The following is a 20,918-nucleotide window of genomic DNA, read 5'->3' on the forward strand; positions in this document are numbered from 1 at the left end:
CACCTCGACGACGACGGCTACCTCTACATCGACGACCGCAAGAAGGACATGATCGTCTCCGGCGGCGAGAACATCGCCACCCCCGAGGTGGAGCGGGTGCTGTACGAACACCCCGCCGTCCTGGAGGCCGCCGTCGTCGGCCTGAACCATCCCCGCTGGGGCGAAGTCCCGCGTGCATTCGTGGTGTTCCGGCCCGGAGCGGACGCCGGGCCGGACGAGCTGCGGGAGTTCTGCGCGGGGCGGCTGGCCAAGTTCAAGGTGCCCGCACGCTTCGACGTCGTCGACGAACTCCCCCGTACCCCCTCGGGCAAGGTCCTCAAGCGGACCCTGCGCGACATCCCCGTGGAGGACTGAACCATGGCCGACGTCACCACCGATCTGCGCCTGGACGGCCGTACCGCCTGGGTCACCGGCGCGGGCAAGGGGCTCGGCCGGGCGATCGCGGTCGCGCTCTCCCAGGCCGGGGCGGACGTGGCGGTGACCGCCCGTACCGCCGCGGACCTGGAGAGCCTGGCGGCCGAACTCGCCGGGCACGGCGGCAAGGTGCTGGTACTGCCCGCTTCCGTCGCCGACCCGGACGCGGTCCGTACGACGGTCGAGCGGATCACCGGCGCGACCGGGCGGCTGGACGCCGTCGTCAACTGCGCCGGCATCAGTCCGCACTTCACCCGCACCGAGTACGTCACCGACGAGGACTTCGGACGGGTGCTCGACATCAACCTCCAGGGCACCTTCTCCTGCTGCCGCGAGGCCGGGAAGGTGATGCTGGAGCAGGGCTCCGGCTCGATCGTCAACGTCTCGTCGGTGCACGCGCGTACCGGCTTCGAGCGGATCGCCGCGTACGCGGCGAGCAAGGGCGGGGTCGAGGCGCTGACCAAGGCGCTGGCCGTGGAATGGGCGGACCGGGGCGTGCGGGTCAACTCCCTCGCGCCGGGCTATTTCCGTACGGACCTCAGCTCGGGGCTGCTGGACAGCCGCTGGGGTGAGCGGATCGTGCGGGGCACCCCCCTGGGCCGGGTGGGCGACGTCGAGGAACTGGGCGGCGCCGCGGTGTTCCTGGCCTCGGACGCCTCCCGGTTCGTCACCGGCACGACCGTCACGGTGGACGGGGGCTGGACGGCCTGGTGACGCGGCCCGACGGCGGCCGGAGCGGGTGTGCCCGCCCCGGTCGGCCGCCCGGTCGCTAGCCGACCAGGTCCGGTGCCGGGCGGTGGTCCTGCCGTGGGTTGTCGAAGAGCTCCTCGGTCACCGCCCGCACGGCGCTGACCACCAGGGGGGCCACGAGTTCCAGCGAGGAGCGGCCGTCCCCGACCACCGATATCGCTCCGACCGGACCGTCCGGGCCCCGCAGGGCGAGCCCGACGCAGCCGAGGTCGGGGAAACACTCTCCCCGGTCGATCGCCAGGCCGCCCCGACGGCGCACCGTGCGCAGTTCGCGGTGCAGGTGGTCCAGGCGACCGATGCTGTGCCGGGTGCGGCACTCGATCGACTGGGCGTACCGGGCGTCGATCTCCTCCGGGCTCAGCCAGGCCAGCATGGCCTTGCCCAGTCCGGTGCAGTGGGCGACCGCACGGCCGCCCACCCTGGACGGGATGTCCACGGCCGCCCGGCCTCCCACCTTGTCCAGGTAGTAGATCTGCGGACCGTCGAGGACGGCCAGGTGCACGACCATCCTGGTGCGGACGGCCAGGTCCAGGAGGTGCGGTGCCGCGGCGGCCCGGAGCGCGCTGTGCCCGATCTCCCGGCCTCCCAGGCCGAGCGCCCGGCTGCCCAGCGTGTATCCCGCCTCGGTGTGCCGCAGCCAGTTAAGGCGGACCAGCTGGTCGAGTATCCGGTGCGTGGTCGAGCGGGGCAGATGGGTGGAGCGGGAGACTCTTTCCAGGGTCAGGTGGGTCTGGGGTCGTTCGAAGAGGTCCATGATCAGCGTCACCCGCTCCATCATCGACGGAGGCAGTGCGTGCCCATCGGCTTCGGGGGATCGCGAACTCAGGCGAAGGGCAGACGTCATCGTCGGTGCCTCTCTGCTCACACTGAAATCAATTCTAGTTCGGCGCCGGCGTCAACGTATCAACGCCTTGGGCCATGGAGAAAGAGTCGTGCACCGATTAATTAGCGCGACCGGTCTATTGTTTCGGACACAAAGAAGTACCGCTCCCTGGAAGGTTTCTTCCGGGAAGCGGTACGTCCGGTCGGCTTCAGCCGCGGGTGAGGTCGAGGGCGATGTCCACGATCATGTCCTCCTGACCGCCGACGAGGCCGCGCCTGCCGACCTCCTCCAGGATGGTGCGGGCGTCGAGGCCGTACCGCTCCGCCGCGGCCTCGGCGTGGCGCAGGAAACTGGAGTAGGCGCCCGCGTAGCCCAGGGTGAGCGTCTCCCGGTCGACCCGCACCGGCCGGTCCTGCAGAGGCCGGACCAGGTCCTCGGCGGCGTCCTGGAGGGCGTGGAGGTCGCAGTCGTGCTTCCAGCCGAGGAGGTCGGCCACGGCGACGAACGGCTCGATCGGGCAGTTCCCGGCGCCCGCGCCCTGTCCCGCGAGCGACGCGTCGACCCGGGTCACCCCTTCCTCCACCGCGACGACGGAGTTCGCCACCGACAGGGAGAGGTTCTCGTGGGCGTGGATGCCGATCTGGGTGTCGGCGTCGAGGACGTCGCGGTAGGCGCGGATGCGCTCACGGACGCCGTCCATGGTCAGCCGGCCGCCGGAGTCGGTGACGTACACGCAGTGCGCGCCGTAGGACTCCATCAGCTTCGCCTGGCCGGCCAGGGTCTCGGGGGAGGCCATGTGCGCCATCATCAGGAAGCCGGAGACGTCCATGCCCAGTTCCCTGGCGGTGGAGATGTGCTGGGCCGCCACGTCCGCCTCGGTGCAGTGGGTGGCGATGCGCACGGAACGGACCCCGAGCGCGTAGGCCCGCCTGAGTTCCTCGATGGTGCCGATGCCCGGCAGGAGGAGGGAGGTCAGGACCGCGTTCTCGATGGCGTCGGCGGCCGCCTCGATCCACTCCCAGTCCGTGTTGCTGCCCGGACCGTAGTTGAGGCTGCCGCCGGCCAGGCCGTCGCCGTGGGCGACCTCGATCGCGTCGACCCCCGCCCGGTCCAGGGCGGCGGAGATCCTGGCCACGAACTCGGGGGTGATCCGGTGCCGGACGGCGTGCATGCCGTCCCGGAGGGTGACGTCCTGGAGGTAGAGCCTGCGGGTGGCGGTCACTCGGTCACCTCGGTGGTCGGTCGCTGGGCGATGCGCTCGGCGACGCGCAGCGCGGCCGAGGTCATGATGTCGAGGTTGCCGGCGTAGGCGGGCAGGTAGTGCGCGGCGCCCTCCACCTCGAGGAAGACGGAGACCTTGGTGGTCGCCGCCGAGGTGTCGCCGTCGGGCAGGAGCGTGTGGACCGGGTCGCCGTCCGGCACCGGGGTGAACTGGACCTGCTGCTTGAGCCGGTAGCCGGGCACGTACTCGGCGACCGCGGCCACCATCTCCTCGACGGAGGCGCGGACCGCGTCGTGGTCCGCCTCGCCGATCAGGCAGTACACCGTGTCCCGCATGATCAGCGGCGGTTCGGCCGGGTTCAGGACGATGATCGCCTTCCCGCGCCGGGCGCCGCCCACCTTCTCGATGGCCCCCGACGTGGTCTCGGTGAACTCGTCGATGTTGGCCCGGGTGCCGGGGCCGGCCGACTTCGAGGCGATCGAGGCGACGATCTCGGCGTAGGACACCGGTGTCACGCGGCTGACGGCGTGGACGATCGGGATGGTCGCCTGGCCGCCGCAGGTGACCATGTTGACGTTGTCGACAGCGTTGTCCGCGTCGTTCAGCCGCTCGTCCAGGTTCACCGTGGGCACCACGTACGGGCCGATCGCCGCCGGGGTGAGGTCGACGAGACGCTTGCCGTACGGTGCGAGCTTCCTGGCGTTCTCGACGTGGGCCTTCGCCGACGTGGCGTCGAAGACGATCTCGATGTCGGCGAAGCCGTCCATGCGGATCAGTCCGTCCACGCCCTCGTGCGTGACGGGGACCTTCAGGCGTGCGGCGCGGGCCAGGCCGTCCGAGTCCGGATCGATGCCCACCATGGCGGCCATCTCCAGGGTGTCGGACAGGCGCAGCACCTTGATCATGAGATCGGTGCCGATGTTGCCGGAGCCGATAACGGCCACCTTGGTCTTGGTCATCCTTCTTGTTCCTTGGGTGAGAAGGTCGCGGTCACCGTGCCCAGGCCCGTCATCTCGGCCCGTACGGTGGTGCCTGGCGGGGTGGGGACGAGGGGGCCGAGGGCGCCCGAGAGCACCACCTGTCCGGCGCGCAGCGGGTCGCCGAACTCCCGCGCGGTGCGGGCCAGCCACAGCAGCGCCTCCAGCGGGTCGCCGAGGCAGGCGGCGCCGTCGCCCTCGGAGGCGAGCTCGCCGTCGGCGTACAGCCGCATGGTCACGTCCCGGGGTTCGAACCCGTCGAGGCCGACCGGCCGCGGGCCGAGGACGAACAGACCGCTGGAGGCGTTGTCGGCGACCGTGTCCGTGATCGCGATGTCCCAGTCGGTCACCCTGCTGTCCACGATCTCCAGCGCGGCCACGGCGTGTCCGACGGCCGCGCGGACCCGCTCGGCATCGAGGTCGTCCTCGTCCAGATCGGCGGCGAGCACGAACGCGATCTCCGCCTCCACCCTGGGCTGGAGCAGCCGCTCGCTGGGGACGGCCGGCAGCCCGGTCACGTCCATGTCGTCGAGCAGCACACCGAAGTCGGGCCGGTCGACCCCCACCTGCCGCTGCACCGACGCGGACGTCAGTCCGATCTTGCGGCCGACGACCCGTGCCCCGGCGGCGATCCGGTCACCGATCACCCGCTGCTGCACGGCGTACGCGAGGCTGATGTCCCGTGCGCCGAGCAGATCACGCACGGGGGCGCAGGGCCTGCGGTCCCGTGCCGCGTCCGCGAGGCGCGCGGCGGCCTCGGCCACGGCGGTTTCACGGTCCTCGACGACCGTCGGTTCCCACACGTCTGTCATTGGCATCCTCAACTCGTGCTTGTGACCAGCCTGGGCGGACGCGGCGTGCGGCCGTGACGAGCGTTCCGCTCACCGGGACTGGGCGTCGGCCGCCGGGGTCTCGCTCAGCGAGATGTCCCGGCGGGCCGGGGAGGACGGCTCGTTACCTTCGTCGGGCGAACCGCTGAACGGCCGCCGATGGCCCGATGCCGCGGCCGGCGGGACCGTGGGACGCCCCGCCTCCGGTCGCAGTCCCCCAAGCCCCCCACCAAGAACGTGGCATTCATGAGGAGGTCATGGTGAGCATCAACGAGGATGCCTACGACGTGATCGTCGTAGGGTCGGGCGGAGGTCTGGTCGGGGCCTTCGTGGCCGCGTCGCGCGGCCTGCGCACACTCGTCGTCGAGAAGTCCCCTCTGGTGGGCGGCACGATGGCGTACTCCGGGGCGGGCCTGTGGTTCCCGGGTTCCGCCCCGCTGCGGCGGGCCGGGCTCGCCGACGACGTCGAGCAGGTGCGGGCGTATCTGCGGGAGATCGTCGCCGATCCCTCGCGGGAGGCGCTCCAGGACGCGTACCTGGGGGCCGGGGTCGAGCTGATCGACGAGCTGGAGCGGAGCCCCTGGTTCGCGCCCTTCGTCCACGGGCCGGTCCCGGACTACTTCACGACGGTCCCCGGGGCCTCGCCCACCGGTCACACGATCTTCCCGATGCCCCTGGAGATCGCGGAGCTCAAGGAGAACGCCGCCCTCGTGCGGTGCTCGCTGCCCACCGAGCGCTGGAACTTCGACGAGGGCCCCGTCGTCTCGGGTGGCCGGGCGCTGGCCGGCCGGGCGCTGGGGGCGTTCCTGGAGACGGGCAACGGCACGCTCAAGCTGAACACCGCGCTGGAGAACCTGATCGTGGAGGACGGCCGGGTCGTCGGGATCGAGGCCGTCAGCGACGGCGAGCGGGTCCGGTTGCGGGCCACGCGGGGCGTGATCCTGGCGGCCGGCGGCTTCGAGCACGACCGCGGGCTGCGCGAGGAGCACCAGGCGCCGCTGACCGGCGAGTGGTCCAACGGTGTGGCGACCAACACCGGTGACGCGCTGCGGGCGGGGATCGCCGTGGGCGCCGACGTCGACCTGCTCGACGAGGCCTGGTTCGTGGCGGGGCTGGTCCAGCCGGACGGCCGGCCCGTCTTCCACACCGGGACCCGGGGCGGTATCTGGGTCAACGGCGCGGGCGAACGGTTCGTCAACGAGACCCGGCCCTACGACCAGGTCGGGCACGAGATCATGCGGCTGCACCACGCCACGGACGTCAGTCACATCCCGGCCCACTGGATCTTCGACCAGCGGCAGCTGGACCGCGACAGCTTCGGCGGCCCGCCGGACGAGCCGCCGCGCCCGGAGTGGCTGGAGTCGGGCGCGCTGCGGAAGGCCGACACCCTGGAGGAGGTGGCGCGGCTGACCGGTGTCCCGTACGAGGCCCTCAAGCGGACCGTCGAGGAGTTCAACGGCTACGCGCGGGCCGGCGTCGACGAGCGGTTCCACCGCGGTGAGTCCGTGTGGGACCGGATGTTCCACCACATCGTCCCGTTCGCGGCCGACCCCCGGCAGAACTTCCCGGCGAAGCCCGAGACCGAGTTCCCCAACCCCCTGCTGACGCCGATCGAGACGGCGCCGTACTACGTGGCGACCATCCTGCCCTCCGACATCGGCACCAAGGGCGGGCTCAGGATCGACGAGCACGCGCGTGTGCTGCGGCCGGACGGGCGGCCGATCCCCGGGCTCTACGCGAGCGGCAACACCGCGGCCGCGATGTCGGGGCGGGTCTATCCGGGCGCCGGAACCCCGATCGGGTCCAGCATCGCCTTCGCCTACCTCGCCGTCCGGGACATCGCCGGGGCGGCCGGCTGAGCCGACGTCACGACGCTGCCCGGGACACCCTCGGTGTCCCGGGCAGCTTTCGTGCGTTCACCGCGCGGCGATCAGCCTGGCCGTCAGACGCAGGTCCGTCTCCCCCTGCTCGGTGGAGATCTCCTCGGTCAGCATGGCCACGAACAGGCCCCACCAGCCGTAGACGAGCAGCCTGACCCTGCTGCGGGCGTCCGGCCGGTCGCCCAGCAGGCACAGGAGCCGCTGTCCCAGCGCCCTGTCGACGATGTCGATGGGGGTCGGGACGACGCTCGCGTACTCGGTGAACGACGACAGCGCGACCGCGGCGGCCAGCAGACGGTCGCCCAGCAGCTTTCCGCTCAGCGCGACGAGTGTCTCGGCCACCTCCGTCACCGGGTCGGCGTCCCACTGCGGGGGCGCGCCGCGCTCGGGGCCGCGCTCGGGACCGCCGAGGAACTGTTCGATGTGCCATTCCAGTACGGCCAGGAACAGCAGGGACTTGGACGGGAAGTAGCGGTAGAGCGTGCCGAGCGCGACCCCCGCGCCCTTGGCGACCTCGTGCATCTGCACCCCGGCGAGCCCCTCACGGGAGCCGAGTTCCGAGGCGGCGCGCAGGATGCGGATCCGGCGGGCGGCCTGGCGGGCAGACGTGGGAGCGGCGGGCGGTCGCACCGGGGTCCTCAGGAGGCGTCCGGGCGGGTCAGGAAGGCGAGCACGGCGCTCTCCCAGGCCTCCTTCTGCTCGATCATCGCCCAGTGCCCGCAGTCGGGGAGCACATGCAGCTCGGCCCGTGGGATGGTGCGCAGCGGCAGCAGGGCGTTCTCCAGGGGCGTGACCCGGTCGTCCCGGCCCCAGGTCAGCAGGGTGGGCGCGGTGACCTTGTGGAGCGCGGCCCAGATCGGCTGGTCGTCGTGGGACTGGGCGGCGACGATCGCGGCCATCGCCTGGCGGCCGTAGATCCGGCGGGAGGCCTCCAGCGTCTCCGGGTCGGTGGCGCTCGCCCAGCGTTCCTCGATCAGTTCCTCGGTGAGCAGCGCCGGGTCGTGGACCATGGCCCTGAGCCACTGGACGAGGTTGTCCCGGGTGGGGTTCTCGGCGAACTCCACCAGCAGGTTGAGTCCCTCGCTGGGCGCCGGGGAGAGGATGTTGCGGCCCACGCCGCCGATGGTCACGATCCTGCGGAACAGGTCCTTGCGGGCCACGGCGAGCCCGATGGCGACGAAGCCGCCCATGGAGTTGCCGATGACGTCGACGTGGTCGAGGCCGAGGCCGTCGAGGAAGCGCAGGACGGCCTTGGGACCGGCCGCCATGGGGTTCTCGGCGGTCGGGTCGCTGACCCCGAAGCCGGGGAACTCCAGCGCCAGGCAGCGGAAGTGCCGGGCGAGCACGGGAAGGTTCCTGCGGTAGTTGCGCCAGCCGGTGACTCCCGGACCCGACCCGTGCAGCAGGAGCAGCGGGGGCCCGTCGCCGGCCTCGTGGTAGCGCAGGGTGCCGTCGTCGGTGGGCAGTTCGCGCAGGGTGTCCTCGTAGCTGAGTGTCATGCCGGTCACCGTGGCACCGCGGCGGCGTGTCCCGTCGTACGCCTCCCGATCAGTGGGACCTTCCCGGCGGCGGGGGGTCCGGGCTGTCTACCGTCGCGGACGTACCGAACGCCGGGAGCCCGAGGGGCCGCCCGGATCTGACCAAATGTGAGGGGAGGGCCTGATGGGTGTTCGCTCACTCGGGTACCTGCGTCTGGAGTCCGACGACCTGGACAAGTGGAAGGTCTTCGGAGCCGACTTCCTCGGCCTGATGCCGGTCGAGGGCGCCGACTCCGACTCGCTGTCCTTCAGGATGGACGATTTTCCGGCCCGGATCGTGGTCTCCCCGGGCGCCCAGCCCGGGATGACGGCGCTCGGCTTCGAGGTCCTCGACGAGCGGGAGCTGGCCCGGCTGGTCGCGGACGTCGAGAAGGCCGGGATCAAGGTGACGGCCGGCACCGAGGCCGAGGCGGCGGAGCGGAAGGTCACGGGCTTCGTCAGGTTCAACGACCCGGGCGGCAACCCGGTCGAGCTGTTCTACGGCACGGTCCTCGACCATGTGCCCGTGCGCACCCCGCTGGTCTCGAAGTTCGTCACCGGCGACATGGGCTTCGGACACGCGATCATCTCCGCCGAGGACGCGCGGGCCACGTTCGACTTCTATGTCGGCGTCCTCGGCTTCATCGAGCGCAACACCATGCGCTCGCCGGGCGGCACGACCTGGTTCATGGGGTGCAACCCCCGCCATCACACGCTGGGTGTCACACCGATGCCGGGCCCGGGGCGGCTGCTGCACTTCATGGTGGAGGGCGCGACCCTGGACGACGTCGGCCGGGCCCTGGACCGGGCGGCCCAGTACGAGGTGCCGATGATGCACTCGCTCGGCAAGCACACCAACGACCACATGGTGTCGTTCTATGTGTGGTCGCCGGAGAACTACGCCGTCGAGTTCGGCTGGAACGGTCTGCAGGTGCCGGAGCCCGTCCCCGTGTACGAGATCACGGACGGCGCGTTCTGGGGCCACCGCTTCACTCCGCCGCCGCAGCCGGCCGGCTGAGCGGACGCGCGCACGACGGAGCCCCACGACCCGAGGCCGTGGGGCTCCGTCGTGCTCACCGGACGGTGATCGCGCGTTCCGGGCAGGCCGTCTCCCCGTCGCGGGCGGCGCGTTCGAGACCTTCGGGAACGTCTGCGTCGAGGGGCAGCGCATAGCCGTCGTCGTCCAGACGGAAGAGGTCCGGCGCGGCGGCGGCGCACCGCGCGTGGCCGGAGCAGGACGTCGTGTCAACGGTGATCTTCATGCAACAGCTCCGTTTCCGAGAGTTCCGAGAGTTCCGGGAGCGGGGGGCGGCCGAGTGGTATCGGTCCGTGGCGGGCCGCGGTCAGCAGTGTCGACAGGTCGACTCCGGCCTCCGCCGCGGCGTCCGCGCACGCGTCCAGGTCCTTGCGCAGATACGGCGCGACCGTCGCGGCGAAGGACTCGGCCCCGCCCCGGGCGGTGATGTACCGGCCCGCCGCCGACCCGCCGCTGCTGACGGCGAGGACGTCGAGCAGGGCGCTCTCCTCGATGCCGAGGGCCCTGCCCGTCTCGACCGCGCCCAACGTGAGCTGGGAGATCGCGGCGAACAGCAGGTTGTTGAGGAGTTTCACCCGCAGGGCGGAGCCGCGGCCGCCCGTGGTGAGCACGGGGTCGGCGTAGGCGCCGACGACCGCGCGGGCCCGGGCGACGTGCTCGGGTTCCCCTCCCAGGCAGACCACCAGCCGGCCGGCGCGCACCGCGTCGGCCGTTCCGCTGAAGGCGGCGTCCACGATCGCGGCGCGCCCGCCGGGCCCGTACGCGGCCAGCCGGTCGAGCGTGCCCGGCCGTCCGGTCGTGTGGGAGACGAGTACCGTACGGGCGTCCATGGCCGCGACGACGGCGGGCAGGACGTCGAGCATCTGCGCGTCGCTGTAGAGGCAGCTGACGACGACGTCGGAGTCGGCCACCTCGGCCGGCTCCGCCACGAGCTCGGCGTCCGGGAGCCGTTCGCGCACCTGCGCCCGCCGCGCGTGCAGGCGGACCCGGTGACCAGCGGCGAGCAGCCGTTCGACCATCGGCTCGCCGATCTGTCCGGCGCCCAGGAAGCCGACCGTCGGCATCCCCATGCGCTCTCACCTCCCTACGGTTTGTTGGTCGAGCCCGCGTCCACGGTGAACTGGAGTCCCGTCACGTACCGTGCCTCGTCCGAGGCCAGGAAGAGGACCGCGTTCGAGACGTCCCTCGGCTCGACGTAGGGAGCGAGGGGGTTCATCGCGGCCAGGGCGAACAGCGGCTCCCGGGCGGCGAGTTCCTCCACGGGCACCCCGACCGTGATGCCGGTGTCGCTGACGCCGGTGGGGTGGACGGTGTTCACCCGGATGCGGTGCGGGGCGAGTTCGTTGGACAGGGCCTTCATCAGGCCGACCACACCGTGTTTGGCGGCCACGTAGTGGGCGTACGGCACATGCCCGCGGATGCCGGCGGCCGAGCTGGTGATGACGATCGAACCGCCCTCCCCCGCCTCGATCATCGAGGGGATCGCGGCCCGTGCCGTGTTCCACGCGCCCTTGAGGTTGACGTCGACGGTGACGTCCCAGGCCTCGTCGGACAGTTCCCAGGCGGCCCCGATGCTCATGACACCGGCGTTGGCGACGACGGTGTCCAGACGCCCGAACTCCGTCCGCGCCGCGCCGACCGCGGTCCGCATGTCCTCGATGGACCGGACATCGGCCTGTACCGCGACACACCGGCGGCCGGTCGCCCTGACCGACTCGGCCGTCTCCTCCAGCTGTTCCTTCGACGCGAGCGCGTACGGCAGTTCGCCGCTGATGTCGCGGCAGACGTCGGTGACGACGACGTCCGCGCCCTCCTCGGCGAGCCGCACGGCGTGGGAGCGGCCCTGTCCACGGGCCGCTCCCGTGATGAGCGCAACCTTGCCCTCCATACGCCCCATGGCAACCTCAGTCCTTCTTCGGGTGGTCGATCAGGTCCTCGGCGGCTTCCCGCAGGGCGCGCAGCCGGGACCGCAGGAGGTCGCGCCCGGCCTCGTCGGACGCGTCGAGTGCGGCCAGGCGTACGTCCGTCTCGGCGATCTCGGTGAGGAGCCGGCCGTGGGCCTCCTCGCGGGTGAGCAGGTCCAGGTCGGTCCAGTCCGAGCGCTCGGACTCCGGTCGCCGGCTCATGCGGGGAGGTTGTAGAGACGGCGGGCGTTCAGTTCCACGATCTTGTGCACCTCGTCGTCGGGCACGTCCGCGAGGACCTCGGCGGCGTACGCACGGCTCTTGGGCCAGTAGGAGTCGGAGTGCGGGTAGTCGCACTCCCAGGTGATCCTGTCGATGCCGACGTGGTGGCGGACCTCCACGCCGAAGCGGTCGTCGATGAAGCAGCCGTGGAAGTGCCGGTGGAACAGCTCCGAGGGCCGCACGCTCTGGTTGACGTTCTGGTAGAAGCGGTGCCGCTCCCAGGTGCCGTCGGCGCGCTCCAGCAGATACGGGATCCAGCCGATGCCGCCCTCGGACAGGCCGATCTTGAGCTTGGGGTGCTTGTGCAGCACCGGGGAGAACAGCAGGTCGGCGGTGGCGAACATGGCGTTGCAGCCGAACAGGGTGATCGTCACGGCGAACGGGGCTTCCTCGGCCGTCTTCGGCGGCTTGCCCGAGGTGCCGAAGTGCAGGCACAGGGGCATGTCCGTCTCCTCGGCCGCCGAGAACAGGGGGTCCCAGTGGTCGGTGTGGAAGGAGGGCAGGCCGCGCGGGGCGGGGTTCTCCGGGAAGGAGATCGCCTTCGCGCCCTTGGCGGCGGTCCGATGGATCTCCGCGACACAGGCCTGGACGTCCCACATCGGCATGATGACCAGCGGAATCAGCCGCCCCGGCGCGGTGGCGCACCACTCGTCGAGGACGAAGTCGTTCCACGCCTGCACGCACAGCAGCGCGAGCTCACGGTCCTTGCCGTCGAGGAAGACATGGCCGGAGAACCCCGGGAAGGACGGGAAGCACAGGGCGCCCCACACCCCGTCCAGGTCCATGTCGCGGATCCGGGCCCCGGGGTCGTAGCAGCCCGGGATCATCTCGTCGTAGCGCGTCGGTTCAAGGCCGAACTCCTCGGGGCTCTTGCCCGCGACGGCGTTGAGGCCGATGTAGGGGTAGATCCGGTCCTCGTAGACCCACACCTCGGCGGGCGCCTGTCCCTCGCCCCGCGGCTGCTCCACGATGCGGGGCCCGGCCTGGCGCAACCTCGCCGGCAGACGGTCCGACCACAGGCGTGGGGGCTCGATCAGATGGTCGTCGGTCGACAGCAACTTCATCCATGGCTGCAACGGCATCCTTGTGCTCCCTCGGTCTCGCAGACTCTCTAGCACCGATCACATTGTGTGCACTGATCGCATCCCACTCAACGGAACGGCGACTCAAGCCGTATCGACTCCACTCCATTAAGGCTACTCTTTTATGCGAGGACCTACGCGTGGAAATACGCGAGGAAAGGAGACCCCATGGGTCGAGTGCAGGACAAGGCCGTCTTCATCACGGGGGCCGCGCGCGGCCAGGGCCGGGCGCAGGCGGTCCGGCTCGCCGCGGAGGGCGCCGACATCATCGCCGTGGACCTCTGCGCGGACATCGCCACCAACGGCTATCCGCTGGCCACCGAGGACGACCTGGACGAGACGGTGCGGGAGGTCGAGAAGCTCGGCCGGCGGATCGTCGCCCGCAAGGCCGATGTGCGCGACCCGGGCGCGCTCAAGGCCGCCGTCGCCGACGGGGTGGCCGAGCTGGGGCGGCTCGACGCCGTCGTCGCGCAGGCCGGGATCTGCCCGCTGGGCCCCGGACAGAGCGCGCAGGCCTTCCTCGACGCCGTCACCGTCGACTTCAACGGTGTCGTCCACGCCGTCGACGCCGCCCTGCCCCAGCTGCCCGACGGCGCCTCGATCGTCGCGACCGGCTCCCTCGCCGGGCTGATCCCGGCCACCACCGACAACCCGGCCAACGGGCCCGGCGGGCTGGGCTATTCGTTCGCCAAGCGCCAGGTGGCCGCGTTCGTGCACGACCTGGCGACCGTGCTCGCCCCGCGGCGGATCCGGGTCAACGCGCTGCATCCCACGAACGTCAACACCGGCATGCTCAACAGCGACCTCATGTACCGGTCGTTCCGGCCCGACCTGGAGCACCCGACCCGCGAGGACGCGCTGCCCTCCTTCCCCGCGACGACGGGTTTCGGGGTGCCGTACGTGGAGCCGGAGGACATCGCCGACATGGTGCTGTTCCTCGTGTCGGACGAGTCGCGGTTCGTCACCGGTATGCAGATGCGCGTGGACGCCGGCGGCTACGTCAAGCGGCGTCCACAACTGCCCGCGTTCTGAACGGTGTTCAGGCTCCGCCGGTCAGGTCGACGACGACCTTGCCGGTGGTGCGCCGCTGCGCCACGTCGGTCAGGGCGGACGCCACCTCGGCAAGCGGGCGCACGGCGGAGACGAGCGGGCGCATCCCGTCCCGGACCATCCGGGCGAGCGCCCGGTCGCCCGCGGCCACCGTGTCCGGGGCGCACTGGCGCAGCATCCGGATCTCGAAGCCCCGTACGACCGCGTCCTTGAGCAGCACCAGGTTCAGCGGGATCCGCGGGATCCTCCCGTCGGCGTAGCCCACGGTGACGAACCGGCCGCCCCGCCGCAGCGCGCGCAGGGCGGCCTCCGCGTGGTCGCCGCCCACGGGGTCGATCACCAGATGGGCGCCCTCGCCGCCGGTCAGCTCGCGGATCCGCGCCTTCAGGTCCTCACGGACGTAGTCGACACCCGCCTGTGCGCCGACCTCACGGGCGACGTCGAGGCGCTCCTTGCTCGACGCCGCCGCGACCACGCGCATCCCGAGCCGGGTCGCGATGTCGACGGCCGCCGAGCCGACCCCGCCCGCCGCGCCGAGGACCGCCACCCACTCCCCCGCCGTGCCCTGTCCGACCGTGACCAGGGAGTGGTAGGCGGTCGCGTAGGTCACGTGGAAGGCGGCGGCGTGGATCATGTCGAGCCCCTCGGGCACCGGGCGCAGGCCCGTGACGGGGACCACGACCTGCTCGGCGAAGGCGCCCGTCAGCACCGCCCCGGCCACCGGTGAGCCGACCGGCGGGCCGGACACCCCCGGGCCCAGCGCGGCCACGACGCCGGCGAACTCGCTGCCGGGCGTGAACGGCAGCGGCGCGGGCACCTGGTAGCGGTTCGCCACGAGCAGCACGTCGGGGAAGTTGACGGCGGCGGCGTGCACCCGGACGAGCACCTCGCCGGGGCCGGGTTCGGGATCGTCGAGTTCGACGACCTCCAGAGCGTCCGGGGGTCCGTAGCGGGTGCATCGTGCGGCTCTCAACGTGCCCTCCCGGTGCTCGGCATGGCCGGGTCCCGGGGCAGGCCCAGAACCTGTTCGGCGATGGTGTTGCGCTGGATCTCGGCCGTGCCCGCCCCGATCGTCGAGGCCCGGGTGCGCAGGAAGCCCCAGACCCAGCGTCCGCGCTGGACGGCGTGCGGGTCGCGGCGGCCGAGGATGCCGTACGGTCCCAGCAGTTCCAGGGCGAACTCGTGCAGTTCCTGCTCGAAGGTCACGATGAACAGCCGTGCCGTCGAGGAGGCCGGGCCGGGCTCGCCCTTCGCCATGATGTCGGCGATGGTCCGCATCCCGGTGAGCCGCATGATCGACACACGGATCTCGAAGTCCGCGAGCCGGTCGCGCACCAGGGGGTCCGCGGTCGCCCCGCGCTCGTGCGCCAGCTCGACCAGGTCGTCGAGCACGCGCCGGTACAGGGCGGCCTGGTTCATCGCCCCGGCCGCGCGTTCATGACCGAGGCTCGTGCGCACCAGCGGCCAGCCGCCGTTCTCGGGGCCGATCCGGTCGGCGACCGGCACCCGTACGTCGTCGAGGAAGATCTCGCAGAAATGCGCGTCCCCGGTCAGGTCCCGCAGCGGGCGCACGCTCACGCCCGGGGCACGGGCGTCGATCAGAAGGTAACTGATGCCGTCCTGGCGCGAGCCGGGCGGCCCGGTGCGCACCAGGGTGAAGAGGATGTCGGCGATGTCGGCCGAACTGTTCCAGACCTTCTGCCCGTTGACGACGTACCCGGCGCCCTCGCGGCGGGCCGTCGTGCGCAGGGCGGGCAGGTCCGAGCCCGCCTCCGGTTCGGAGTAGCCCTGTGCCCAGACCGTGTCGCCGCGCAGCATGGGGCGCAGGAAGCGTTCCTTCTGCTCGGGTGTGCCGTACGCGACGAGGGTGGGCGCAGCGATGCCGAGTCCGGTGCCGAGGGGGCCGGGGACCCGGGCTCGGGCGTACTCCTCCTGGTAGACGACCTGGCGGGCGAAGGGCAGGTCCATGCCGCCGAACTCGCGCGGCCAGCCCGGGCCGGCGTATCCGGCGTCGTACAGCGTGGCCAGCCAGTTCTTCTGCCAGGCGAGGCGCTCGGCGGGGTCCTTGGGCCGGCGGCCGGGGTGCCGCTCCCTCAGGAAGGCCCGCAGCCGGGCGCGGAACTGCTCGTCGGTCTCGGCCGCGGTCATCGCGGGGCCATGCGGAGGGCGCCGTCGAGGCGGATGGTCTGGCCGTTGAGATAGGGGTTCTCCAGCATCTCCACGGCGAGGCGGCCGAAGTCGTCCGGGTCGCCGAGGCGCTTGGGGTGGGGCACGGTGGCGGCGAGTCCGTCACGGATGTCGGCGCGCAGCCGGCCGAGCATGGGGGTGTCCATGATGCCGGGGGCGATGGTGTTCACGCGGATCTGCCAGCCGGCCAGGTCGCGGGCCGCGACGAGGGTCATCCCGTGCACACCGGCCTTGGCGGCGGTGTAGGAGGTCTGGCCGATCTGCCCGTCGAACGCGGCGACGGAGGCGGTCAGGACGACGGCGCCCCGGTCGCCGTCGACGACCTCGTTGCCCGACAGCCGGGCGGCGGCCAGGCGCAGCACGTTGTAGGTGCCGACCAGGTTGACGCGGACGACCTCGGCGAAGGTGGCCAGCTCGCCGGGGGTGCGGTCGCGGTCGATGATCCGGGTGCGGTCGCCGCCGCGTCCGGCGCAGTGCACGACGAAGCGCAGTGGACCGAGGTCCCCCGCCGCGTCGAGGGCGGCCGTGACCGCGTCCTCGTCGGTGACGTCGGCGCGGACGAAGCGGGCGGCCCCGCCGAGGTCGGCGACCGCCTTGACGCCCTGCTCCTCGGAGATGTCGGCCAGGACGACACGGCCGCCGCGGTCGACGATGCGCCGCGCGGTGGCCAGTCCGAGTCCCGAGGCGCCGCCGGTGACCAGCGCCGATGAACCGTCGATGTTCATGTACGACTCCTCACGGGACCGGGTTCACAGTCCCAGTGACTTGCTGATGATGGTCTTCAGGACCTCGCTGGTGCCGCCGTAGATGCGGGTCACCCGGGCGTCGGCGTACAGCCGGGCGATCGGGGACTCGAGGATGTAGCCGTAACCGCCGTGCAGTTGCAGACAGCGGTCGACCACGCGGCCCTGGGTCTCGGTGCAGAACAGCTTGGTCTTCGCCGCGTCGGCCGGGCTCAGTTCGCCGGCGACGAGCGCCTGGACCGCCGCGTCCAGGAACATCTGGGCCGCTTCCAGTTCGGTCGCCATGGCGGCGAGTTCGAACTTCGTGTTCTGGAAGTGGGCGACCGGCCTGCCGAAGACCGTACGGTCGCGGACGTACGCGACGGTCAGATCGATCGCGGCGCGGGTCTGGGCGACGGCTCCGACGGCGATGGCGAGGCGTTCCTGGGCCAGGTTGCGGCCGAGGAGGGTGAAGGCGGCGCCCTCCTCGCCCAGCAGGTTGGCGACGGGGACCCGGACGTCGTCGAAGGACAGTTCCACGGTGTCCTGGACGGCGAGTCCGATCTTCTCCAGCCTGCGCCCGACGGTGAAGCCGGGCATGCCCTTCTCCACCACGAGCAGGGACAGTCCGGCGCGGCGGTCGCCGGGGTCCGTGGCGGTGCGGGCCACGACGATCACCAGGTCGGCGTGGTGGCCGCCGGTGATGAAGGTCTTGGCGCCGTTGAGCGTGTAGTGGTCGCCGTCGCGGACCGCTCGTGTGGTGACGCCGGCGAGGTCGGAGCCCGTGCCGGGTTCGCTCATCGCGATCGCGGTGTAGAGCTCGCCCGAGGCCAGCCCCGGGAACCAGCGGTCGCGCTGCGCGGCGTCGGCGAGGCCCGTGAAGTACGGGACGACGACGTCGAGATGGGTGCGCAGGCCGCCCAGGGTGACGCCGGCGCGGGCGCATTCCTCCTGGAGGACGACGTTGAAGCGGTAGTCGTCCTGGCCGCCTCCGCCGTACTCCTCGGGGACGGCCGTCCCGAGGATGCCGAGCTTGCCCATCGAGGTGAACAGCTCGCGGGGGACGAGTGCGGCGCGCCGCCAGTCCTCGTACACGGGGAGCACGTCGCGGGCGATGAAGTCACGGACGAGGAGACGAAAGTCCTCGTGGTCCTGTGCGAACAGGGTCCGGCGCATCGAATCTCCTTCGATCGGGACCCTATTGAGTATACGTAATTAGATTTTCTGGTCCAGGGTGAACCCAGGTGATCAGGGACCCGCCGGTGCTGTGATCAGTGCCACCATGGAATGAGTGCATCCAAATGCCGTCGCATCCGGTGGCGGGCGATCCCGGCGTCACCCTGGACGATCGCGTCGAGGATGCGCTGGTGGACGTGCTGGACCTCGTCGGCCGCGGTGTCTCCGGGCAGCGGCCGGTCATGGCCGGACGCATGCCGGCGGAACAACTCGGTGATGATGGCCAGGAAGAGGGAGAGCACCGGGTTGTCGGCCAGGGCCGCCAGTTCGGAGTGGAACAGGTCCGCCTTGCGGAGGTCGTCCGCGGGGCCCTCCTTGGTCCAGCGGACCGCCTTCGTGAGACGCTCGGCGACCTCGGTGCCACCCTCGGCGTGCCGGGCGGTCACCCGGGCGACGACGCCCAGCTCGATGGCGTTGCGGACGATCCGCAGGTCGTCGGCCGTGACGCCCTGGTATTCGAGGAAGAGGGCCATCGTGTCGATGCTGGCCTGCGGCTCGGGCTCGGTGACGACCAGTCCGCCGCCGGGGCCCCGGCGCATCCGGGCGACCGAGTGGTACTCCAGCAGCCGTACGGCCTCCCGCAGGACGGCCCGGCTGATCTCGTAGCGGGCCAGCAGATCCGCCTCCGAACCCAGCACCATGCCGGTCTGCCAGCCCCGCGCGGCGATGTCGTCGTGGATGCGCGCGGCCACCACTTCGGCGAGCTTGGCCCGTGGCCCCTCGACCAGCTCGGGCTCGACCACGTTGCCGGAGATCCGGTGCCCGCGGCGCACCCGGTGCTTCTCGATCCAGGCGGCCACCGACTCCAGATGCGCGGTGAGCGCGGTCTGCGCGCGGGCCCCGTCGTCGGCCACGACGGCGTCGACGACGGCGCGGTGTTCGCGGTGCGAGGTCTCCTTCGCCGCGTGCATCTCCGCCTTGGAGATCCGCCGGGAGGTGTGCGCGTACCGGGCGGTGAGCCGGGTGAGCACCTCGATGAACAGGTGCAGCACCGGGTTGCCCGAGAGGCGGCCGAGCACCGGGTGCAGCGGATCCTGCGCATGGACCGACGGGTCGTCCCAGTGGGAGAGTTCGGAGTCGAGCGTGGCGCGGAGGGTGGCGATGCCCTCCTCGGTGATCCGGTCGGCGGCGAGGCCGGCGGCGATCGGTTCCAGGAGCTGTCGGGCCTGGAGCAGGTCCGTGACGCTGGTGCCGACGTACTCCAGGTAGATCACCATGGCGCGGGTCGCCGGTCCGGCGTCGGGGGCGCAGATGATCAGGCCGCCGCCCGGGCCGCGCCGCATCCGGGCGACCTGGTGGTGCTCGACCAGCCGTACCGCCTCGCGCAGGACGGCCCGGCTCACGCCGAGTTCCTCCCGCAGGTCCACCTCGGAGCCCAGCGACTCACCGACCGGCCAGCCCCGGCGGATCACGGTCGCCTCGATGCGCCGCGCGGTCTGTGCGGCGAGTTTGCCGACCGGGACGCCGGTCTCGCCGTCGGCGGGCTCGCGGTCGACGGCAGTCGCCATGGGCCAACTCCTCTGAGGGGACATTGCGGATCCCCAGTCTATTCGCCACCAGGGCACGAGGTGTGCAGGCCGGACGCCCGGAGCTGAGATCGGGCCACTGATTCAGCCTCTCTCGCACTGGATACCGGGGTCAAACAGGTTTAGAGTACCCTCATTTCTGAACGCTTGCATGAGGAAGCCTGTCCGAGGACCAAGGAGCCGGCAGCGATGCGACTGGAGCCCACGCCCGAACTCGAAGCGTTCCGGAGAACGGTCCGCGCGTTCGTGGCCGAGCACGCCCCCGGCGTCAAGACGCACTCCGGGGTGCGCGCACCCGAGCCGGCGCTGATGCCGGCGATCCGGGAGTGGACCGCGAGGCTGTACGGGGCGGGACTGCTCGGCATCGACTGGCCCGTCGAGTACGGCGGCCGCCCCGACGCCCACCCCCTCGAGGCGTCCGTCGTCGCCGAGGAGATCGCCCGCGCCCGCACCTGGCCGCCGGTCGGCGCGGCCTCACTCGCCTCGGGGGCCCTCATCGACTTCGGCACCGACGCACAGCGGGCGCGCTTCCTGCCCCGCATCCGCACCTGCGAGGACGTGTGGTGCCAGCTGTTCAGCGAGCCCGAGGCGGGCAGTGACCTCGCGGCGCTGCGCACCCGGGCGCGCCGCGAGGGCGAGGGCGACGACGCGGTGTTCGTCGTCGACGGCCAGAAGGTGTGGACGACCAACGGCCAGCACGCCGACATGGGATACCTGCTCGCGCGCACCGACGCGGACGCGCCGAAGCACCAGGGCATCACGGCGTTCGCGCTGGACATGCGCAGCCCGGGGGTCGAGGTCCGGCCGCTGCGCGAGATCACCGGGACCACCGACTTCAACGAGGTCTTCCTCGACGGCGTCCGCGTCCCGGCCGCGAACGTGATCGGCGCGGTGAACGACGGCTGGCGGGTGGCCATGAGCAGCCTGGGCCGGGAACGCTCCGGTGTGGCCGCGCGCGGCGCCGAGCTGTTCGCCGTACTGGAGGACCTGGTACGGCTCGCGGAGGACACCCGGGTCGGCGGCCGGCCCGCGCTGGAGGACTCGGCCACCCGGCAGGCCATCGGGGAGCTCGCGGCGCGGGTGCAGGTGAACGGCGCGCTCATCGGGCTCGCGCAGTCGCGGATGCTGCACGGCACGGAAGGGCCCGTCGACGCCCTGCTGGGCAAGATCTTCTTCAGCGAACTCAACCACGATCTGGCCGACTTCGGTCTGCGTCTGCAGGGCGCGGACGGGCTGCTCGTCGAGGACGACCCGCGGGCGGTGGCCGACGGGTGGTGGCAGGACGCCCACCTGTACTCGCGTGCATACACGATCGCGGGCGGGGCGAACGAGATCCTGCGGACCCAGGTGGCCGAGCGCGGGCTGGGGCTCCCGAGGGAGCCCCGCTAGTGCCGCGGCAGGCAACGTTTGCCCGTCAAGGAGCGGCGTCCGGTGCGTGCTCTCGTCGTGCCGGCCGGAAGCCCTCGTACTGGATGTACTT

General features: G+C 71.7%; 21 protein-coding genes and 1 pseudogene. 6 read left to right on the plus strand and 16 right to left on the minus strand.

The genetic code is table 11. From position 1 onward, the window contains the following. Window positions 1-354 (plus strand): annotated as a pseudogene (locus ABZ464_RS50675) (fatty-acyl-CoA synthase); the annotation flags it as partial. Between the two features lie 3 nt (window positions 355-357). Beyond that, window positions 358-1,128, plus strand: coding sequence for an SDR family oxidoreductase (locus tag ABZ464_RS50680; protein WP_359289540.1), 771 nt, complete (start codon window positions 358-360; stop codon window positions 1,126-1,128). A gap of 55 nt (window positions 1,129-1,183) precedes the next feature. Here the strand turns inward: ABZ464_RS50680 and ABZ464_RS50685 are convergent, their stop codons facing one another. The 4 genes from ABZ464_RS50685 to ABZ464_RS50700 form a co-directional block, all read right to left on the minus strand. After that, on the minus strand, window positions 1,184-1,939 hold the full coding sequence (locus ABZ464_RS50685; protein WP_359289581.1) for an IclR family transcriptional regulator: 756 nt from the start codon (window positions 1,937-1,939) through the stop codon (window positions 1,184-1,186). A 256-nt stretch (window positions 1,940-2,195) separates the two neighbouring features. Beyond that, window positions 2,196-3,209 (minus strand): 4-hydroxy-2-oxovalerate aldolase, encoded by a 1,014-nt coding sequence (dmpG, locus tag ABZ464_RS50690; protein ID WP_359289542.1) that lies wholly within the window; start codon window positions 3,207-3,209, stop codon window positions 2,196-2,198. Further along, window positions 3,206-4,168, minus strand: a complete 963-nt coding sequence (locus tag ABZ464_RS50695; protein WP_359289544.1) for an acetaldehyde dehydrogenase (acetylating) — start codon at window positions 4,166-4,168, stop codon at window positions 3,206-3,208. The genes dmpG and ABZ464_RS50695 overlap by 4 nt, the downstream gene beginning before the upstream one ends. Further along, on the minus strand, window positions 4,165-4,998 hold the full coding sequence (locus tag ABZ464_RS50700; protein WP_359289546.1) for a fumarylacetoacetate hydrolase family protein: 834 nt from the start codon (window positions 4,996-4,998) through the stop codon (window positions 4,165-4,167). The genes ABZ464_RS50695 and ABZ464_RS50700 overlap by 4 nt, the downstream gene beginning before the upstream one ends. Before the next feature lie 275 nt (window positions 4,999-5,273). Between ABZ464_RS50700 and ABZ464_RS50705 the strand changes: the two genes are divergently transcribed. Beyond that, window positions 5,274-6,875, plus strand: coding sequence for an FAD-binding protein (locus ABZ464_RS50705; RefSeq protein ID WP_359289548.1), 1,602 nt, complete (start codon window positions 5,274-5,276; stop codon window positions 6,873-6,875). Window positions 6,876-6,932: 57 nt separating this feature from the next. Here ABZ464_RS50705 and ABZ464_RS50710 read toward each other — a convergent pair whose 3' ends face one another. Further along, a complete protein-coding gene (locus tag ABZ464_RS50710) occupies window positions 6,933-7,526 on the minus strand; it encodes a TetR/AcrR family transcriptional regulator (protein ID WP_359289550.1) in 594 nt (197 codons plus the stop codon). Window positions 7,527-7,534: 8 nt separating this feature from the next. After that, a complete protein-coding gene (locus ABZ464_RS50715; protein ID WP_359289552.1) occupies window positions 7,535-8,395 on the minus strand; it encodes an alpha/beta fold hydrolase in 861 nt (286 codons plus the stop codon). A 163-nt stretch (window positions 8,396-8,558) separates the two neighbouring features. On the opposite strand from ABZ464_RS50715, the gene ABZ464_RS50720 reads away from it, so the two are divergent. Next, complete coding sequence (locus ABZ464_RS50720) at window positions 8,559-9,431, plus strand: VOC family protein (protein WP_359289554.1); 873 nt, start codon at window positions 8,559-8,561, stop codon at window positions 9,429-9,431. A 55-nt stretch (window positions 9,432-9,486) separates the two neighbouring features. Here ABZ464_RS50720 and ABZ464_RS50725 read toward each other — a convergent pair whose 3' ends face one another. The 5 genes from ABZ464_RS50725 to ABZ464_RS50745 are packed head-to-tail and all read right to left on the minus strand — an operon-like array spanning window position 9,487 to window position 12,717. Then, window positions 9,487-9,675: a ferredoxin gene (locus ABZ464_RS50725; RefSeq protein WP_359289556.1), complete on the minus strand. Its 189-nt coding sequence runs from the start codon at window positions 9,673-9,675 to the stop codon at window positions 9,487-9,489. Then, a complete protein-coding gene (locus tag ABZ464_RS50730; RefSeq protein WP_359289558.1) occupies window positions 9,659-10,519 on the minus strand; it encodes an NAD(P)-binding domain-containing protein in 861 nt (286 codons plus the stop codon). Before ABZ464_RS50730 ends, ABZ464_RS50725 begins: the two co-directional genes overlap by 17 nt. Before the next feature lie 14 nt (window positions 10,520-10,533). Next, window positions 10,534-11,346, minus strand: a complete 813-nt coding sequence (locus ABZ464_RS50735; protein WP_359289560.1) for a mycofactocin-coupled SDR family oxidoreductase — start codon at window positions 11,344-11,346, stop codon at window positions 10,534-10,536. Between the two features lie 7 nt (window positions 11,347-11,353). Continuing rightward, complete coding sequence (locus ABZ464_RS50740) at window positions 11,354-11,575, minus strand: hypothetical protein (protein ID WP_359289562.1); 222 nt, start codon at window positions 11,573-11,575, stop codon at window positions 11,354-11,356. Continuing rightward, window positions 11,572-12,717 carry an amidohydrolase family protein gene (locus tag ABZ464_RS50745; RefSeq protein ID WP_359289565.1) on the minus strand — a complete coding sequence of 382 codons (1,146 nt, stop codon included), beginning with the start codon at window positions 12,715-12,717 and terminating at the stop codon, window positions 11,572-11,574. The genes ABZ464_RS50740 and ABZ464_RS50745 overlap by 4 nt, the downstream gene beginning before the upstream one ends. A gap of 168 nt (window positions 12,718-12,885) precedes the next feature. Here ABZ464_RS50745 and ABZ464_RS50750 point away from each other — a divergent pair, with 168 nt between their 5' ends. Next, window positions 12,886-13,749 (plus strand): mycofactocin-coupled SDR family oxidoreductase, encoded by an 864-nt coding sequence (locus tag ABZ464_RS50750; RefSeq protein WP_359289567.1) that lies wholly within the window; start codon window positions 12,886-12,888, stop codon window positions 13,747-13,749. 7 nt (window positions 13,750-13,756) lie between these two features. Here the strand turns inward: ABZ464_RS50750 and ABZ464_RS50755 are convergent, their stop codons facing one another. The 5 genes from ABZ464_RS50755 to ABZ464_RS50775 form a co-directional block, all read right to left on the minus strand. Further along, a complete protein-coding gene (locus ABZ464_RS50755) occupies window positions 13,757-14,740 on the minus strand; it encodes an NADPH:quinone oxidoreductase family protein (protein ID WP_359289569.1) in 984 nt (327 codons plus the stop codon). After that, window positions 14,737-15,915 carry an acyl-CoA dehydrogenase family protein gene (locus ABZ464_RS50760; protein WP_359289571.1) on the minus strand — a complete coding sequence of 393 codons (1,179 nt, stop codon included), beginning with the start codon at window positions 15,913-15,915 and terminating at the stop codon, window positions 14,737-14,739. Before ABZ464_RS50760 ends, ABZ464_RS50755 begins: the two co-directional genes overlap by 4 nt. After that, window positions 15,912-16,679 carry an SDR family NAD(P)-dependent oxidoreductase gene (locus ABZ464_RS50765; protein WP_359289573.1) on the minus strand — a complete coding sequence of 256 codons (768 nt, stop codon included), beginning with the start codon at window positions 16,677-16,679 and terminating at the stop codon, window positions 15,912-15,914. Before ABZ464_RS50765 ends, ABZ464_RS50760 begins: the two co-directional genes overlap by 4 nt. Window positions 16,680-16,703: 24 nt before the next feature. Further along, complete coding sequence (locus ABZ464_RS50770; RefSeq protein WP_359289575.1) at window positions 16,704-17,852, minus strand: acyl-CoA dehydrogenase family protein; 1,149 nt, start codon at window positions 17,850-17,852, stop codon at window positions 16,704-16,706. Window positions 17,853-17,947: 95 nt separating this feature from the next. Beyond that, window positions 17,948-19,420 carry an FCD domain-containing protein gene (locus ABZ464_RS50775; RefSeq protein ID WP_359289577.1) on the minus strand — a complete coding sequence of 491 codons (1,473 nt, stop codon included), beginning with the start codon at window positions 19,418-19,420 and terminating at the stop codon, window positions 17,948-17,950. Between the two features lie 207 nt (window positions 19,421-19,627). Between ABZ464_RS50775 and ABZ464_RS50780 the strand changes: the two genes are divergently transcribed. After that, the gene (locus ABZ464_RS50780) at window positions 19,628-20,827 is read left to right on the plus strand and encodes an acyl-CoA dehydrogenase family protein (RefSeq protein WP_359289579.1); all 1,200 of its coding nucleotides are present in this window, start codon (window positions 19,628-19,630) and stop codon (window positions 20,825-20,827) included. The last annotated feature ends 91 nt before the right edge of the window (window positions 20,828-20,918 follow it).

Origin of the sequence: Streptomyces sp. NPDC005820, assembly GCF_040630255.1 — a bacterium.
GTDB lineage: Bacteria > Actinomycetota > Actinomycetes > Streptomycetales > Streptomycetaceae > Streptomyces.